The sequence below is a fragment of the Plantibacter sp. H53 genome, assembly GCF_001650455.1.
GTDB lineage: Bacteria > Actinomycetota > Actinomycetes > Actinomycetales > Microbacteriaceae > Plantibacter > Plantibacter flavus_A.
This window is the reverse complement of the sequence record NZ_LWCT01000017.1, coordinates 18,282-32,563: the sequence shown is the minus strand read 5'-3', so window position 1 is coordinate 32,563 and position 14,282 is coordinate 18,282. Positions and strand designations below refer to the sequence as shown.

Annotated in this window: 13 protein-coding genes and 1 tRNA gene; 6 read left to right on the top strand and 8 right to left on the bottom strand. The window is 68.8% G+C overall.

From position 1 onward, the window contains the following. Positions 1-64: 64 nt before the first annotated feature. Positions 65-137 (top strand) — tRNA-Ala (locus tag A4X17_RS10325). A gap of 86 nt (positions 138-223) precedes the next feature. Here the strand turns inward: A4X17_RS10325 and A4X17_RS10320 are convergent. Further along, positions 224-1,051 (bottom strand): aldo/keto reductase, encoded by an 828-nt coding sequence (locus tag A4X17_RS10320; protein WP_064295590.1) that lies wholly within the window; start codon positions 1,049-1,051, stop codon positions 224-226. 162 nt (positions 1,052-1,213) lie between these two features. Between A4X17_RS10320 and A4X17_RS10315 the strand changes: the two genes are divergently transcribed. Continuing rightward, entirely contained in the window at positions 1,214-2,704 is a 1,491-nt protein-coding gene (locus tag A4X17_RS10315; RefSeq protein ID WP_064295589.1) for a DHA2 family efflux MFS transporter permease subunit, read from the top strand. Positions 2,705-2,725: 21 nt separating this feature from the next. Here A4X17_RS10315 and A4X17_RS10310 read toward each other — a convergent pair whose 3' ends face one another. The 3 genes from A4X17_RS10310 to A4X17_RS10300 are packed head-to-tail and all read right to left on the bottom strand — an operon-like array spanning position 2,726 to position 5,723. Then, a complete protein-coding gene (locus A4X17_RS10310; protein WP_064295588.1) occupies positions 2,726-3,883 on the bottom strand; it encodes an NAD(P)/FAD-dependent oxidoreductase in 1,158 nt (385 codons plus the stop codon). Then, positions 3,880-4,596 (bottom strand): methyltransferase domain-containing protein, encoded by a 717-nt coding sequence (locus A4X17_RS10305; RefSeq protein ID WP_064295587.1) that lies wholly within the window; start codon positions 4,594-4,596, stop codon positions 3,880-3,882. The genes A4X17_RS10310 and A4X17_RS10305 overlap by 4 nt, the downstream gene beginning before the upstream one ends. Next, positions 4,596-5,723 carry a type III polyketide synthase gene (locus A4X17_RS10300; protein ID WP_064295586.1) on the bottom strand — a complete coding sequence of 376 codons (1,128 nt, stop codon included), beginning with the start codon at positions 5,721-5,723 and terminating at the stop codon, positions 4,596-4,598. The genes A4X17_RS10305 and A4X17_RS10300 overlap by 1 nt, the downstream gene beginning before the upstream one ends. 55 nt (positions 5,724-5,778) lie before the next feature. On the opposite strand from A4X17_RS10300, the gene A4X17_RS10295 reads away from it, so the two are divergent. Next, positions 5,779-6,636 (top strand): UbiA family prenyltransferase, encoded by an 858-nt coding sequence (locus A4X17_RS10295; RefSeq protein WP_064295585.1) that lies wholly within the window; start codon positions 5,779-5,781, stop codon positions 6,634-6,636. Between the two features lie 9 nt (positions 6,637-6,645). On the opposite strand, the gene A4X17_RS10290 is transcribed toward A4X17_RS10295, so the two are convergent. After that, a complete protein-coding gene (locus tag A4X17_RS10290; RefSeq protein WP_064295584.1) occupies positions 6,646-7,815 on the bottom strand; it encodes a lytic transglycosylase domain-containing protein in 1,170 nt (389 codons plus the stop codon). Positions 7,816-7,931: 116 nt separating this feature from the next. Between A4X17_RS10290 and A4X17_RS10285 the strand changes: the two genes are divergently transcribed. After that, positions 7,932-9,104, top strand: a complete 1,173-nt coding sequence (locus A4X17_RS10285) for a glycoside hydrolase family 3 N-terminal domain-containing protein (protein WP_064295583.1) — start codon at positions 7,932-7,934, stop codon at positions 9,102-9,104. A 104-nt stretch (positions 9,105-9,208) separates the two neighbouring features. Beyond that, positions 9,209-9,763, top strand: a complete 555-nt coding sequence (locus A4X17_RS10280) for a YceI family protein (protein ID WP_064295582.1) — start codon at positions 9,209-9,211, stop codon at positions 9,761-9,763. A 62-nt stretch (positions 9,764-9,825) separates the two neighbouring features. Here the strand turns inward: A4X17_RS10280 and A4X17_RS10275 are convergent, their stop codons facing one another. The 3 genes from A4X17_RS10275 to A4X17_RS10265 all read right to left on the bottom strand — a co-directional run bounded on the left by A4X17_RS10275 (position 9,826) and on the right by A4X17_RS10265 (position 12,654). Continuing rightward, the gene (locus A4X17_RS10275) at positions 9,826-10,866 is read right to left on the bottom strand and encodes an aromatic acid exporter family protein (protein ID WP_064295581.1); all 1,041 of its coding nucleotides are present in this window, start codon (positions 10,864-10,866) and stop codon (positions 9,826-9,828) included. An 8-nt stretch (positions 10,867-10,874) separates the two neighbouring features. Then, positions 10,875-11,840 carry an App1 family protein gene (locus tag A4X17_RS10270; protein ID WP_079003898.1) on the bottom strand — a complete coding sequence of 322 codons (966 nt, stop codon included), beginning with the start codon at positions 11,838-11,840 and terminating at the stop codon, positions 10,875-10,877. Positions 11,841-11,973: 133 nt separating this feature from the next. Next, entirely contained in the window at positions 11,974-12,654 is a 681-nt protein-coding gene (locus A4X17_RS10265) for a DedA family protein (RefSeq protein ID WP_064295579.1), read from the bottom strand. A 201-nt stretch (positions 12,655-12,855) separates the two neighbouring features. On the opposite strand from A4X17_RS10265, the gene A4X17_RS10260 reads away from it, so the two are divergent. Next, positions 12,856-14,277, top strand: a complete 1,422-nt coding sequence (locus A4X17_RS10260; protein WP_064295610.1) for a cytochrome ubiquinol oxidase subunit I — start codon at positions 12,856-12,858, stop codon at positions 14,275-14,277. The last annotated feature ends 5 nt before the right edge of the window (positions 14,278-14,282 follow it).

The window sequence follows — 14,282 nt, the reverse complement described above, 5'->3', positions numbered from 1 at the left end:
TCAAGATGTAGTAACCTATTCAAGTTGCTTCCGCTGAAACAGCAGGGGCAAGCAAGTTGAATACGGGTCTGTGGCGCAGCTGGTAGCGCACCTGCATGGCATGCAGGGGGTCAGGGGTTCGAGTCCCCTCAGATCCACCCGAACACCGAGAAGTCCCCGTCAGCGGAACAGCTGACGGGGACTTCTGCGTTGGTCAGACCCTGGGTTTGGCGGGACCCTGAGGTCAGTTCACCTCGTCGGGGTGGCTGCCGACGCGCTTGCCCGAGTCGAGGGCGTCGATGGACGCGATCTCGTCGGCGGACAGCTCGAAGCCGAAGACGTCGAAGTTCTGGGCGATGCGCTCGCGCGAGTTCGACTTCGGGAAGACGATGAGCCCGTTCTGCAGGTGCCACCGGATGACGACCTGCGCCGGCGTGACGCCGTGCGCCTCTGCTGCAGCGGAGACGGCCTGCTCGCCGAAGAGGTCGTACTTGCCCTGACCGAGCGGGCCCCAGGACTCGATGTGGATGCCGTGCTCGGCACCGAAGGCGCGCAACTCACGCTGGGCGAACGCCGGGTGGAGTTCGATCTGGTTGACCGCCGGGACCGTCTCGGAACCGGCGATCAGCTTCTCGAGGTGCTCGACCTGGTGGTTCGACACGCCGATCGAACGTGCCTTGCCGGCCGCCTTGATCTCCTCGAGGGCGAGCCACGCTTCGAGGTAGTCGTCCTTGGCCGGGGTCGGCCAGTGGGTCAGGTACAGGTCGACGTGGTCGAGCCCGAGCTTCTCGAGACTCTCGTCGATGGCGGCGTGAGCGGACGCCTTCTGGTGACGGTCGTTCCAGAGCTTCGTGGTGATGAAGAGTTCGTCGCGGGGGATGCCCGACTTCGCGATGGCGGCGCCGACGCCCTCCTCGTTCTTGTAGATGGCCGCGGTGTCGATGTGGCGGTAGCCGACCTCGAGCGCGTCCGAGACGATGCGCTCAGCCTCCTGCGGGTCGACGAGGAAGACGCCGAAGCCGAGCTGAGGGATGGTGTGGCCGTCGTTCAGGGTGATGGTGGGAACTGTCATGTCCTCATGCTGGCACCGGAACCGTCCGGCCGGAACAGGTCTTCGCCCTGCGCGTAACCGGTCGACACGCATGGGAATACCCGCGACGACACGGCGCTTGTCTTTCGAGAGGGCAGGCGTCTGCCCGCACGACGGCCGAGGCCTGAGAAGGATGACACCGCTATGACGACTGAAACCGTGCCGAATCCGACCGGTTCCGTCCCGACGACCGGGAAGCCCTCGGACGATCGCCTCCCACCCGGGTCCAAGCTCCTGATCGGGCTGCTCCTCGTGTCGGCGTTCGTCGTCATCCTCAACGAGACGATCATGAGCGTCGCCCTGCCGCGGCTCATGCAGGACCTCGACATCACGGCGAGTTCCGCACAGTGGCTGACCACCGGCTTCATGCTCACCATGGCCGTCGTGATCCCCGCGACCGGGTTCCTCCTCGAGCGGTTCTCCCTGCGGACGATGTTCATCACCGCGATGGTGCTGTTCAGCCTCGGTACGCTCATCGCCGCGCTGTCCCCGGGATTCGGCACGCTCCTGCTCGGTCGTGTCGTCCAGGCCAGCGGTACCGCCATCATGATGCCGCTGCTCATGACGACCGTGCTCAACGTCGTGCCGGTGTCGGCACGCGGCCGGACGATGGGGGCGATCTCGATCGTCATCTCGGTCGCGCCGGCCGTCGGGCCCACCGTCTCCGGCCTCATCCTCAGCGTGCTCGACTGGCGCTGGATGTTCTGGATCGTCCTCCCGATCGCCGTCGCCTCGCTGGTCCTCGGTGCCGTCCTCGTGCGGAACGTGACGGAGCCGCGTCGGGTCCGCTTCGACGTGCTGTCGCTCGTCCTCTCCGCGTTCGCGTTCGGCGGTCTCATCTTCGGGCTGAGCAGCATCGGCGAGTCCGCCGAGGGACACGCGCTCATGCCCGTCTGGATCCCCCTCACGGTCGGTGTCCTCGCCCTCCTGGGCTTCGTGCTCCGCCAGCGTGCCCTCGCCCGCGACGACCGGGCGTTCATGGACCTCCGCACCTTCGCGAACCGCTCGTTCTCCGTCTCGATCATCCTGGTCGTCATCGTCATGATGGCGTTGTTCGGCTCGCTGATCATCCTGCCGATCTACCTGCAGACCGTGCTCCAGGTCGACACCCTGACCACGGGCCTCATGTTGCTGCCGGGCGGCTTGACGATGGCCGCTCTCGCGCCGCTGGTCGGGTCGCTGTTCGACCGGTTCGGTCCGCGTCCACTCGTGATCCCCGGGGCATTCGCCGTGAGTGCCGCGCTCTGGCTGTTGACGATGCTCGGCGTCGGCAGCGCCATCGTCATGATCATCGCCGTCCACGTGCTGCTGAGCGCCGGCCTCGCGTTCATGTTCACACCGCTCCTCACCTCGGCGCTCGGTTCCCTGCGGCCCGAGCTCTACCCGCACGGCAGTGCCATCGTCGGCACGGTCCAGCAACTCGCCGGAGCGGCGGGGACGGCGTTGTTCATCACCATGATGTCGACCACGGCGGCGGCTCGTGCGGCGGCCGGGAGTGCCGTGGTCGACGCGACGGCGGCCGGTGTGCAGGCTGCGTTCATGTGCGGGGCCGTGCTCTCGCTGCTCGCGATCGGTGCGTCGTTCCTCATCCGGCGAACGGACCAGGCTTCCGCGGGCGTGCACGTCGGTCACTGAACCGGAAGACCTCGGACGGCGTCAGCGCAGCCAGCGCATCGTGTAGGCGTCGGCGAGGATCGGCATCGCGGGACCGTTGAGCGCGGTTCGCAGCGCGAGGTCCCGCACCCCGACGAGCGGGCCCGGCAGCGGACGTCCCAAGCGCATGTTGATCTCCGCCTGCCAGGCGGCCCGACGGATCGCGCGCTGTTGGCGGGAGACGGCCGCGGCCACGTCGTGCTGTGTCGAGCGATGCCCGGCGGTCATGCGGGCGATCAGTGGCGCGAAGACCCGTGCGTCGGACCAGCCCAGGTTCATGCCCTGGCCGCCGATCGGGCTGATCTCGTGGGCGGCGTCGCCCAGATAGACGACCCGATCGTCGACGACGCGCTTCCGTCGTCGACGGAGCACGCCGAACGCGCTGAGCATGGTGTTCGTCGCCGGGTCGACGTCGTCGCCGGTGCGGTCGGCGACGAGGGACGCGAGGTCGGACGCGGTGGGTTCCGGGCGGGCCGCGTCCTGACCGTCCGAGTACCCGGTGTGTACGACGTATCGTCGCATGCCATGGGGGAGCGGGAAGGACTCGACGACCCCTCGGTGGTGCAGGTGCACCCTGGCGATGGAACCTGCCCCACTCCGATCCGCGACGTCCCCCATGAGGTACCGGTCCCGATACCGGTGCACGGGGCCTGGAGCCTGCATCCCGGCGACGGTGGCGCGTCCTCCCGCTGCGACGACCACGACGGCTGCGTGGGTGCTCACCGTTCCATCGGCGTCACTGCCGGACACGAGGACGCCGTCCTCTGCCGGGGCCAACCGCGTACAGCTCGTCCCGATCCGAAGCGATCCCGGTGCGACGGCGTCGAGTCGAGCACGGAGGACCCGTTCGGTCCGCCATTGCTCGAGCGCGGCGACGTAGGGGTGCGGTACGGGCCGATCACGGAACACGACCGCCCCGAGGCGTCGTCCGGCGTTCCAGGCTTCGCCCTGGTCGATGCGGACCGCGTCGCGGCGGATCTCGTCGAGGACGCCGAGTTCCTCGAACAGGTCGAGTGACGGTGGGTGGATCCCGATCGCCCGGGTGCCGGAGGGGGAGTCCGATCGCCGCTCCCAGACGGTCACGTCGACGCCGGCCTGAGCGAGGAGGATCGCAGACACGAGGCCGACCGGTCCGCCACCGATGACCAGCACCTCGGTCATCGGGGCTCGTCCGCTACTGATGGGACGCTCTGTGACAGTAGGAGTCGCATGGGGAACCGACGCTCGACGATCCAGTCGTTCGGCACGACGCGCTGCAGCTCCCCCTGGCGATAGCTGCGACGGATCGAGCGCAGCCCGTCGACGTGGAGGAAGGAGCGCCGTCGTCCTGCACGGGTGGCGAGCCCGTAGACCGCGTACGCGAGTCGGTTGCGCTCGAGGTCGCTGTGCAGGACGAGACGTCGGGCGATCTGCGAGCTGTCCGCGAGCAGGCTCGACAGTCCCGCGGGATCGAGGTGGTGGAGCACATGGTTGGAGAGGACGATGTCGGCCTCCTCGCCAGCGGCGACGAGGTCGCTGCTGTGCGCCGGACGGAAGGCGACGGGGCCATCGGGGTACCGGCGACGGGCGAAGGCCACGGACCGCTCGTCGGGATCGATCCCCACCACCTGCACGGGGAGGTGGTCGGCCCTCGCCCAGTCGGCGATGGCCACGGCGACATCGCCACCACCGAAGCCGATGTCGAGGATCGTCGTGGTCCGGGACGGGTGGAGGAGCGGACGGATGCGCGACCGGTACAGGCCACGCCAGCCCGAGACGAGCCGGTTCACCGTCGCGAACCTGGCGTAGGTGGCGTCCAGCAGTGCGGGATCGCAGTCGGGGTCGTCCATCAGTTCGAGGAGATCCGTCGCACGGCGGCCGAGGTCGGGCAGCATCAGACTCGGCCGGCGCGGAGCCGGAGCAGCGCGCTCTCGATCGTCAGTCCCGGACCGAAGGCGAGCGCGCACACCCGTTCATCGGCGTCGGCCGGCGCGCCGTCGAGCAGACGCTGGAGGATGAAGAGCACGGTGGCGCTCGACATGTTGCCGTACTCACGGAGCACCGTGCGTGATGGAGCCAGCAGTTCGTCGTCGAGCCCGAACCCGCGCTGGACCCGGTCGAGGATGCTCCGGCCACCGGGATGGATCGCCCAGCGGTCGATCGATGAGACCGGGGCGTCGTCGGCTGCGGCGAGGAGTGGGCGGAGGGCGATCTCGAGGTGCTCGCCGATCAGCTTGGGCACCGCGCCGCTCAGGACCATCTCGAACCCGTGATCGCCGATCGTCCAGGCCATCTCCGTCTCGCCGTCCGGCACGAGCGCGGTGGACCAGCCGTCGAACTCGAGCACGGGCGCGGAGGATCCGGTGTCCCGACCGGTCACGACGGCGGCCGCAGCACCGTCGGCGAACACCGAGGAACCGAGGATCACGTCGGGGTCGTCGGAGGAACGGAGGTGGATGGAGCAGAGCTCGATGCAGACCACGAGGACGACGGCGTCGGGGTCTGCTGTACAGAACGCCTCTGCGGCGCGAAGGGCGGGGAACGCGGCGAAACACCCCTGGAACCCCAGGTGGTAGCGCTCCGTGCTCGGGTCGAGCCCGAGGTCGCGCACGAGGAGGTATTCCGGGCCGGGCGCGAAGAACCCGGTGCAGGACGCGGTCACGACGTGGGTGACGTCCGCCGCCGACAGACCGGGGGCGGCGTCCAATGCCCGCCGTGCGGCCTCCAGGAGCAGCGGGGGAGCGTGCTCGATGTAGGCGTCGTTCCGCACGCCGGTGGGCGGGGAGAGCACCTGCCGCTGAGCCGCGTCGTAGAAGGCGGCCGTGGTCGTCTCGACGTCGTGGTCGAAGGCGTCGATGACGGTGTGCCTGGTGTCGATCGCGGACGCGTCGAACGCCGCGCCGATGAGACGCTGGGCGAGCCGGGTCCGCCCGGGTTGGTCGCGGAACACATCCCTGATCTCGTCTTGATGAAGGATGGTCTGAGGAACGGCCACGCCGATCGCCCTCACGGAGACGGTCATGCTGCAGTGTACCGCCGTGGCATGGGTGTCACCCTAAGCTGAGGCGGTGTTCTCCATGGTCCGTCGTCTGTTCGCGTCCTCCCATCCCGGACCGACCGTCGCGGTGACTGTCCTCGCCGTCGTGCTCGGATCGGCCGTCGGGCTGCCACCCCTTCGGACGGCCCTGCTCGCCGTGGTGGTGTTCGTCGGACAACTCTCGATCGGCTGGTCCAACGACTGGCTCGACGCCAGACGCGATCGTCGCTCGGGACGACAGGACAAACCGGTCGCACGCGGCGACCTCAGCGTCTCGGCAGTCCGGGCGGCGGCGCTGCTGGCCGGTGCGGCGAGCATTCCGCTCTCGGCATCCCTCGGCTGGGCGTCGGCTGCCTCGCACCTGCTCTTCCTGGTCTGCGGGTGGGCGTACAACCTGGGCCTCAAGTCGACGGCCTGGTCGGTCGTCCCGTTCATCGTGGGGTTCGGCGCACTGCCCGCCGTGGTCACCTTCGCTGCGGTCCCGCCGATCGTGCCGGCCGCGTGGACGCTCGCGGTCGGTGGACTGTTCGGTGTGGCGATCCACTTCACGAACGCCCTGCCCGATCTCGAAGACGACCTGCGGACCGGGGTCCGCGGTCTGCCGCACCGGCTCGGCGCGCGGACCGCCGGTCGGACGGCCTTCATCGCCCTCGGCGTCTCAGGTCTGGTCGCCGTCCTCGGACAGAGCGGGATCTTCGTCGGCAGGCCCATCGCACCGCCGATCGTCGGGGCGCTGGGCGCGGTCGGCGTCCTCGCGCTCGTCGTGTGGGGGCTCGTGCTCGTCGGAACCCGAGCGCCGGACCGTCTGCTGTTCCGACTGATCATCGGGGCCGCTCTGCTCGTCACCGTGGTGCTGGCAGTGGCCGGGACGAATCTCGGCGCGGCCCAGAACGGTTGAGACGGGGCGTCAGTACCAGTTGGTCGCTTCGGAGTGCGCCCACGCGCCGCAGGGGGAACCGTACCGGCTGTCGATGTAGTTCAGGCCCCAGTTGATCTGCGTCGCCGCATTGGTGCGCCAGTCGTCGCCGGAGCTGGCCATCTTGCTCCCGGGCAGGGACTGCGGGATGCCGTAGGCGCCACTGGACTCGTTGTAGGCGTTGACGCGCCAGCTCGACTCCCGGGTCCAGAGCTGCAGGAGGCACTGGAATTCTCCGCTACCCCAGCCGTAGGCGCCGATCGCGGACTGCGCGTACGCCTTCGCGCCGGCCGGGTCGGCTGCCAGGTCCGGCGGCGGAGCGCTCGTGGAGCCCTCGCCACCGGTCGCCTCGTTGCGTCGCTGCTCTTCCGCCGCGATCGCCTCCTGGCTCTGCGCGTAGGCCTGTTCGACCGCCGCCGTGGTGTTCTTGAGGACGGCGAGCTGCTGGTACAACCGGTCGCGATTGGCCTGCTGCTCGGCGACCGCCGCATCTGCGGCGTCGCTCGCGGACTGCGCCGTCTCGTAGCTGGCATCAGCCGCCTCCGAGAGTCGCTGACGTTCGGTCTCCGCCGCCGTCGCCTGCTCAGCGAGCGCGGTCGCCGTGTTGCTCGCGGCGGTCGCGGACGCGAGGTCTTGCGCCGAGGTCTCGCTCAGCTTGCTGATCGCACTGAGTTTGGAGAGGAGGTCGTCGTCGGCCGCACCGGAGAGGACGAGGGAGAGCGTCGGATCGACGCCTCCGGTGCGGGTCATCTGGGCGATGACCGCGCCGGCCTGACGCTTGCTCGATGCCGCTGCCGACGCCGCGGCCGTCGCCTGCGCACTGATGGTGTCCGCGACGGCGGCTTGCGCCTCGAACGCCGCCTTCGCTTCACCTGCCGCCGCACCCTGGCGGACGGCTTCGTCGCCGAGCCGGGCGGATTCGTCGCGCAGACCGTCGAGGAGGGAGACGATCCGGTCGGCCTCAGCCTGAGCGGTCGATTCGTTCGCTTTGGCCGCCTGGACGTCGTCCCAGCTCGGGTAGTCGGCGGTCCGGAACGAGGTGGGGGTCACGGCGGCCGCCGGGCTCGCTACCGACACCGCGATGACGAGCGCGGCTCCGAGGGCTGCGGCTCGCGAGACGCCCCTCGAGCGGGGCGAGAGGGCTGTCAGCGGCTTGCGCATGCGTCCATCCTGGCGGTCACCCACGCAAGTGTAGCCGTCGATGTCACATTCGTCACTCCTGCCACACCGGGAGCGACGCCCAGCCTGCATGGAAGATCCGAGCCTAGAGTGGGCCGGTGCAGCTGGGACGACGTGGGTTTCTCGCAGTCGGCGCCTCGATGGCGGCGGGTGCCGTCCTCGGCCTGTCCGGGTGCACGGGGCCCGGTTCCTCGAAGCCGACGAACCGTTTCACGAGCACGACTCCGGCTGCAGCCGACCAGCGTGCGGCCGCCGAACTCGCAGCGATGACCCTGGAACAGCGGATCACGTCCATGCTGATGCTCCACGCTCCAGGAACCGACCCGGGCACGCTCCGGGCGTTCGTCGAGCGGTATCAGCCGGGCGGCTTCATCATCATGGGCGACAACGTGCCGGGCCTCGCGGGGCTGCCTGCGGTGACGAGTGCCCTCAGCCCCGACCCGACCATGCCGCTGCTCATCGGCATCGACCAGGAGGGCGGCGATGTCCGGCGGATCGACGAGGACGTCTTCGCCGCAGCCGATACCCTGAAGTCGCAACCGCCCGCTGCGAGCGAGGAGGCGTTCCGCCAGCGAGCGGCCATGCTCGCCGGTACGGGTTGCTCCGTCAACTTCGGCATCGTCGCGGACGAGACCGCCGATCCGAGCTCCTTCATCTTCGACCGTGCCCTCGGGACGACGCCGGATGCCTCGGCGGAGCGGGTGGCCGCGGCCGTCCGTGGTGAGCGGGGCGCGGTGCTCAGCACGTTGAAGCACTTCCCCGGCCACGGGCAGGCGCCGGGGGACTCGCACTCGACGGTCCCGACGACGGCCATCGGTGCCGCGGATTGGGCTGCGACCGACGCCCTGCCGTTCGTCGCCGGTATCGAGGCCGGGGCCGAGGTCGTGATGTTCGGCCATCTGGTCTACTCGGCGGTCGACGCCGCGCCGGCGACGCTGTCGGCGGCGTGGCACGAGCGCCTTCGGAACGACCTCGGCTTCACCGGCATCACGATCACCGACGACATGCTCATGCTGCAGCACACGGGCCTGGCGGAGTACCGGAACCCCTCGGAGAACGCGATCCGCGCCGTGGCCGCCGGGAACACGATGCTGCTGTTCGTCCTCGGGGCCGACCCGTCGTCGACCGGTGTCGACCCGGCCGTACTCGTGGCCGACATCGCCGCCGCGGTCCGGTCCGGCAGGATTCCGGAGTCGACGGTCGCCGATGCGGCGCACCGACTGCTCCGCGTCCGGCTCGGCCTCCCGTCGCTCCGGCCGATGTCGCGCTGATGTCGGTGAGGAGAATTTCTCGGGGATGTGGGAATAGCTCCCAGGTCCGTGCGTTTGAATAGAACGTGGCGCGAGCGCGCCGACATCGACGCAAGGAGTACCGCATGACCGACACCCTGACGATTCCCGGCTACAAGGTTGGCACCTGGGAGGTCGACACCACGCACAGCGAGGTCGGCTTCAGCATCCGCCACATCATGGTCTCGAAGGTCAAGGGCAAGTTCGAGCGCTTCAACGCGACGTTCGTCACGCCGGAGAACCCCCTCGAGACGAAGGTCACCGCGTCCGCCGAGGTCGCATCGATCAACACGAACCAGCCCGACCGCGACGGTCACCTCCGCACCGGTGACTTCTTCGACGCCGAGACCTACCCGACGATCGACTTCGTCTCGACCGGCGCCCGCGCCAAGGGCGACGACTTCCTCGTGGACGGCGACCTCACGATCAAGGGCGTGACCAAGCCCGTCACCTTCACCGTCGAGTTCGGCGGCTTCGCGACCGACCCCTACGGCAACTACAAGTTCGGCGCCACGGCGACCACCAAGATCAACCGCGAGGACTTCGGCCTCACCTACAACGCGGCGCTCGAGACCGGCGGCGTGCTGCTCGGCAACGACGTCACGATCACCATCGAACTGCAGGCCGCGCACCAGGCGTAGTCCCAGGACGTCGAAGGGCCGGTGGAGCTTCGCTCCGCCGGCCCTTCGTGCATCCGGCCGACTCAGGTCGGTTCGCCGACGATCTCGTCGCGTACGCGGCGGAGGTCCTCCATGAGCGATCCGATCAGGATCCAGTGCTGGGGGTGCGGGCGGGCGATCACGAGGGGAGCGGTCAGCGCCGGGATCTCCGCGGTCTCGGTCGGTGGCTCGTCGGACGTGGCACGATCGTTGACGAGCAGCCGGAGATCGTGGGCCGCTCGCGTCAGCTCGACGGCGATGTCCGCCACCGTCGGCTCCTCGTGCAGGGTCGGGTCGTCGTGGTCGTGCACCGATCGCGCCATGCCGAGGGTCCTCGTGACCACAGGTTCCAGTCGACGCAGGAGCAGGCGCTGACGGTCGAGCTCGTCACGGTGCCTCGATCGACGAGGGTTGAGCAGCAGGCTGTCATCGCCTTCCTTCACCGCGGCGATCGCCTGGTCTCGCAGGGGCTTCAGCGCGCGGGCCTCCTGGAGCAGCGCCACCAGCTCCGCGTCTGAGTTCGCACGCGTGAGTGAGGTGGCGAGATGGTCCAGGGTGTCGGCGCACGCGAGCGCGAGGGTGGTCACCGCCGCCTTCGCGGGAGCGAGGAGGACCGGTGCGACGAGGACGACGTTGACGAGGAGCCCGATGCCCGCACCGAGCACGGTCTCGACGATCCGCGCGACCGCGTAGTCCGGGGTCGCAGCGCCGATCGACAGCACGAGCATCGCGCTGATCGGGATCTGGTTCGCGGATCCGGGCCCGAGGCGGAGGACCCATCCGAGCAGGATGGAGATGACGATGGCCAGGAGCACGATCCAGGCGGAGTGTCCGAAGACGATCCCGATGGCCGTCGCGAGGATGACGCCGGTGATGACCCCGAGGCTGCGCTCGAGCGCCTTCCCGAACGACTGGTTGACGCTCGGCTGCACCACGAGGATGGCTGCGATGGCGGCGAAGACCGGGAGCTGGCCCGGGATGATCGTGATCGCGACGATCCAGGACGCGATGGCGGCCAGCGCCGTCTTCAGCACCTGGAGCAGGGGCAGGCGCGATCTGGTGCGCAGGACGGGGACGACGGACATCGGTGCCGTCAGAGCTTGTCGTGGAGCTGGTCGAGCAGTTCTGCGCCGTTCCCCGCGTAGACCCAGGGGGCGCCCGCGTGCTGGGTGCCGACCTTCGAGCGTCCACCGGCGAGCACCGCTTCACCGGGGGAGAGCTGACGGATCGCCACGGCGGCGACGCGGTCGGGGTGGCGTTCCTCGAAGCTCCGGTAGAGGGCCTCGTCGTGCTGTCCGTCGTCGCCCACGAGCAGCCACCGCAGCCGAGGGAAGTCCTCGGCGAACCGGTCGAGGTTGTTGCGCTTGTGCTCGCGACCGCTGCGGAAGAACCGGTCGTGCGTCGGGCCCCAGTCGGTGAGGAGGAGGGCGCCGGCCGGGTAGAGGTTGCGGGAGAGGAACCGGGTGAGCGTCGGCGCGACGTTCCAGGCGCCGGTGGAGAGGTAGATGATCGGCGAACCGGGGTGCTCACGCGCCGTGCGCTCGAGGAAGACCGCCATACCTGGTACCGGTGTCCTGGCGTGCTCGTCGAGGACGAAGGTGTTCCAGGCCGCGACGAGCGGGCGGGGGAGCGCCGTCACCATCACCGTGTCGTCGATGTCGGAAACGATGCCGAACTCGATGTCGTCGGCGACGATGAAGACCGGCGCTTCGACCGGGTCGCTGCCCTCCGAGCTCAGTCTCAGGGTGTGCCAGCCGGGGGTGAGCGAGACCTGGACCACCGCGTCGACCACGCCGCCTCGGTCGCCCGTGACCGTGTGACGCTGCCCGTCGACCTCCACCTCGACCGTCGGGTCGGCGATGCTCAGCGCGAAGAAGCTCTTCCAGCCGCGCACCTTCTGCTGCGGTTGGACGGTGGTCTTACCCGGTTCCGCCAGGACGACCCTGGCCAGGACACGGATCCAGGACGTCGATCCGTAGCCGGTGAAGGGGATGACCGCCGCCTCGCGTCCGTGCCGCCTCGCACGACGCTGGCGGCGCAACTGGACGGCGTCCTCCATCCGTGCGGCGAAGTGCCGGATCTGCTCGGCGGCGTCGGAGGAGGCCGTTGGACGATCGTCGGATGCCTTCACCCGTTCAGTCTGTCATGCCGGTGCGTCCGGCCCGCCGTCTCGCGGCGATGACGGTCGTCTGCTACTGGGGCGTCGAGCCGTCGTCGGGTGGTGTCGCGTCCTCCTGGGCCAGCATGTGTCGCTCCTCGCTCCGCTGGAGGAGTCGCTTCACGACGAGGACCACGACGGCGAAGACGACGATGATGCCGACGAAGACGTAGCCCGCCCAATGGAGTCGGTCCGACAGCTCGCGATAGCTGCCCGCAGCCAGTGCGCCGACGGAGACGTAGGCCGAGGACCAGATGACGCAGGCGGGCAGCGTCCAGGAGATGAAGCGTCGGTAGCTCATCGTGCTCATCCCGACCGTGAGAGGGATCAGCGAGTGCAGGACCGGGAGGAACCGCGAGATGAAGACGGCGATGCCACCCCGCCGGTCGAGGTAGCGCTCGGCACGGGCCCAGTGCCGCTCGCCGATCCGTCGGCCGAGTCTGCTGGCACGGATGCGCGGGCCGAACCAGCGGCCGAGCGCGAAGCCGACCGACTCACCGATGAGCGCGCCGGTGATGACGACGAGGATCATCGAGATCCACTGGAAGGGTCCGGCGACGGCGGTGCTCGCGACGATGACGACCGTGTCGCCCGGGACGACGAGGCCGACGAGGACCGAGGTCTCGAGCATGATGCCGACGCCGGCGAGGATCGTGCGCGTCACGGGGTCGACGCTCTGCACCAGGTCGAGCAGCCAGCCGAGCACGTCGTTCACGGCTCAGAGCCTACTGCCGCGGGTGTGTGAGTGGCTCGGAAACGCCTGTTAGGACACCCTTGGATGTGTGGTCTGACCACAGGCGTGAAGTCCTGTACGATTGGTCTCGACGACATGGATCGAAGCCACGGGGATGACCACCCCGATCGGGCCGCACCTGCGCCGCCTTCCCTGGATGCCGCGAAAAATGGAGTGTTCATCGTGAACGACCTTCTCGACCCGCTACTGCTGTCCCGATGGCAGTTCGGCCTCACCACCGTCTACCACTTCATCTTCGTGCCGCTCACCATCGGCATGGCGGTGACGGTCGCCGGGTTCCAGACCGCCTGGGTCCGGACCGGCAGGCTGCACTACCTGCAACTCACCCGATTCTTCGGGAAGATCTTCCTCATCAACTTCGCGATGGGCGTCGTGACGGGCATCGTCCAGGAGTTCCAGTTCGGCATGAACTGGTCCACCTACTCCAGGTTCGTCGGCGACGTCTTCGGCGCCCCGCTCGCACTCGAGGGCTTGCTCGCGTTCTTCCTCGAGGCGACGTTCATCGGACTCTGGATCTTCGGCTGGGACAAGCTGTCACCGAAGCTCCACCTCGCCACCATCTGGATCGTGGCGCTCGGCACCGTGCTGTCGGCCTACTTCATCATCGCGGCGAACGCCTTCATGCAGAACCCGGTCGCCTTCCGGATCAACGAGGAGCGCGGCCGCGCCGAGCTCACGAACATCTGGGAGCTGCTGACCAACAAGGTCGCCCTGGCCGCCTTCCCGCACACGATCTTCGCGTGCTTCATGGTCTCCGCAGCCGTCATCATCACCGCTGCGGCCTGGCACCTCGCCCGGGGCCAGCACGTCGAGGCGATGCGCCCGGCGCTCAAGGTCGGTGCGTGGAGCATGCTCCTCGCGGGCGGTGCCACCATGCTCGCCGGCGACCAGCTCAGCCTCGCCATGGTCGAGACCCAGCCGATGAAGATGGCGGCTGCGGAGGCGATGTACAACACGGCGAGCGGTGCCGACGCCTCGTTCTCGATCTTCACCCTCGGAACACCCGACGGCGTCCACGAGCTCTTCTCGATCCGCATCCCGTACCTCTTGTCGTTCCTCTCGACCCACACCTTCGACGGCACGGTGGAGGGCATCAACGACCTGCAGGCGCAGTACACCCAGCTCTACGGTCCGGGCGACTACTCGCCCGTCATCTGGGTCACCTACTGGGCTTTCCGCTGGATGATCGGCCTCGGCCTCGCCTCGATGCTCGTCGCGGCCGCCGGTCTCTGGTTCACCCGCAAGGGCCGCGAGCCGAAGCGCTGGATGTGGCGCGTCGCGGTCTGGGCCGTCCCGATGCCGTTCCTCGCCATGACCATGGGTTGGGTCTTCACCGAGATGGGCCGCCAGCCGTGGATCGTCTTCAGCCTGTTGAAGACGGAGGACGCGGTCTCACCGAACACCACCGGCCTCGACGTCCTGATCTCGTTGATCGCCTTCACCGTCGTCTACGGATCGCTGCTGGTCGTCGAGTTCGGCCTCCTGAAGAAGACGATCAAGGCCGGGCCCGACCCGATCGAGCTGTCCGAACCCGACGAGGACGGCGTGCAGAAGCCCGCCGCCCCCGCGACCACGGTCTACTAGGAGCG

Excerpts from the sequence above, each read along its gene's own strand:
- A4X17_RS10320 (WP_064295590.1), bottom strand. The coding sequence starts at position 1,051 with ATGACAGTTCCCACCATCACCCTGAACGACGGCCACACCATCCCTCAG.
- A4X17_RS10315 (WP_064295589.1), top strand. The coding sequence starts at position 1,214 with ATGACGACTGAAACCGTGCCGAATCCGACCGGTTCCGTCCCGACGACC.
- A4X17_RS10310 (WP_064295588.1), bottom strand. The coding sequence starts at position 3,883 with ATGACCGAGGTGCTGGTCATCGGTGGCGGACCGGTCGGCCTCGTGTCT.
- A4X17_RS10305 (WP_064295587.1), bottom strand. The coding sequence starts at position 4,596 with ATGCTGCCCGACCTCGGCCGCCGTGCGACGGATCTCCTCGAACTGATG.
- A4X17_RS10300 (WP_064295586.1), bottom strand. The coding sequence starts at position 5,723 with ATGACCGTCTCCGTGAGGGCGATCGGCGTGGCCGTTCCTCAGACCATC.
- A4X17_RS10295 (WP_064295585.1), top strand. The coding sequence starts at position 5,779 with ATGGTCCGTCGTCTGTTCGCGTCCTCCCATCCCGGACCGACCGTCGCG.
- A4X17_RS10290 (WP_064295584.1), bottom strand. The coding sequence starts at position 7,815 with ATGCGCAAGCCGCTGACAGCCCTCTCGCCCCGCTCGAGGGGCGTCTCG.
- A4X17_RS10280 (WP_064295582.1), top strand. The coding sequence starts at position 9,209 with ATGACCGACACCCTGACGATTCCCGGCTACAAGGTTGGCACCTGGGAG.
- A4X17_RS10275 (WP_064295581.1), bottom strand. The coding sequence starts at position 10,866 with ATGTCCGTCGTCCCCGTCCTGCGCACCAGATCGCGCCTGCCCCTGCTC.
- A4X17_RS10270 (WP_079003898.1), bottom strand. The coding sequence starts at position 11,840 with ATGGAGGACGCCGTCCAGTTGCGCCGCCAGCGTCGTGCGAGGCGGCAC.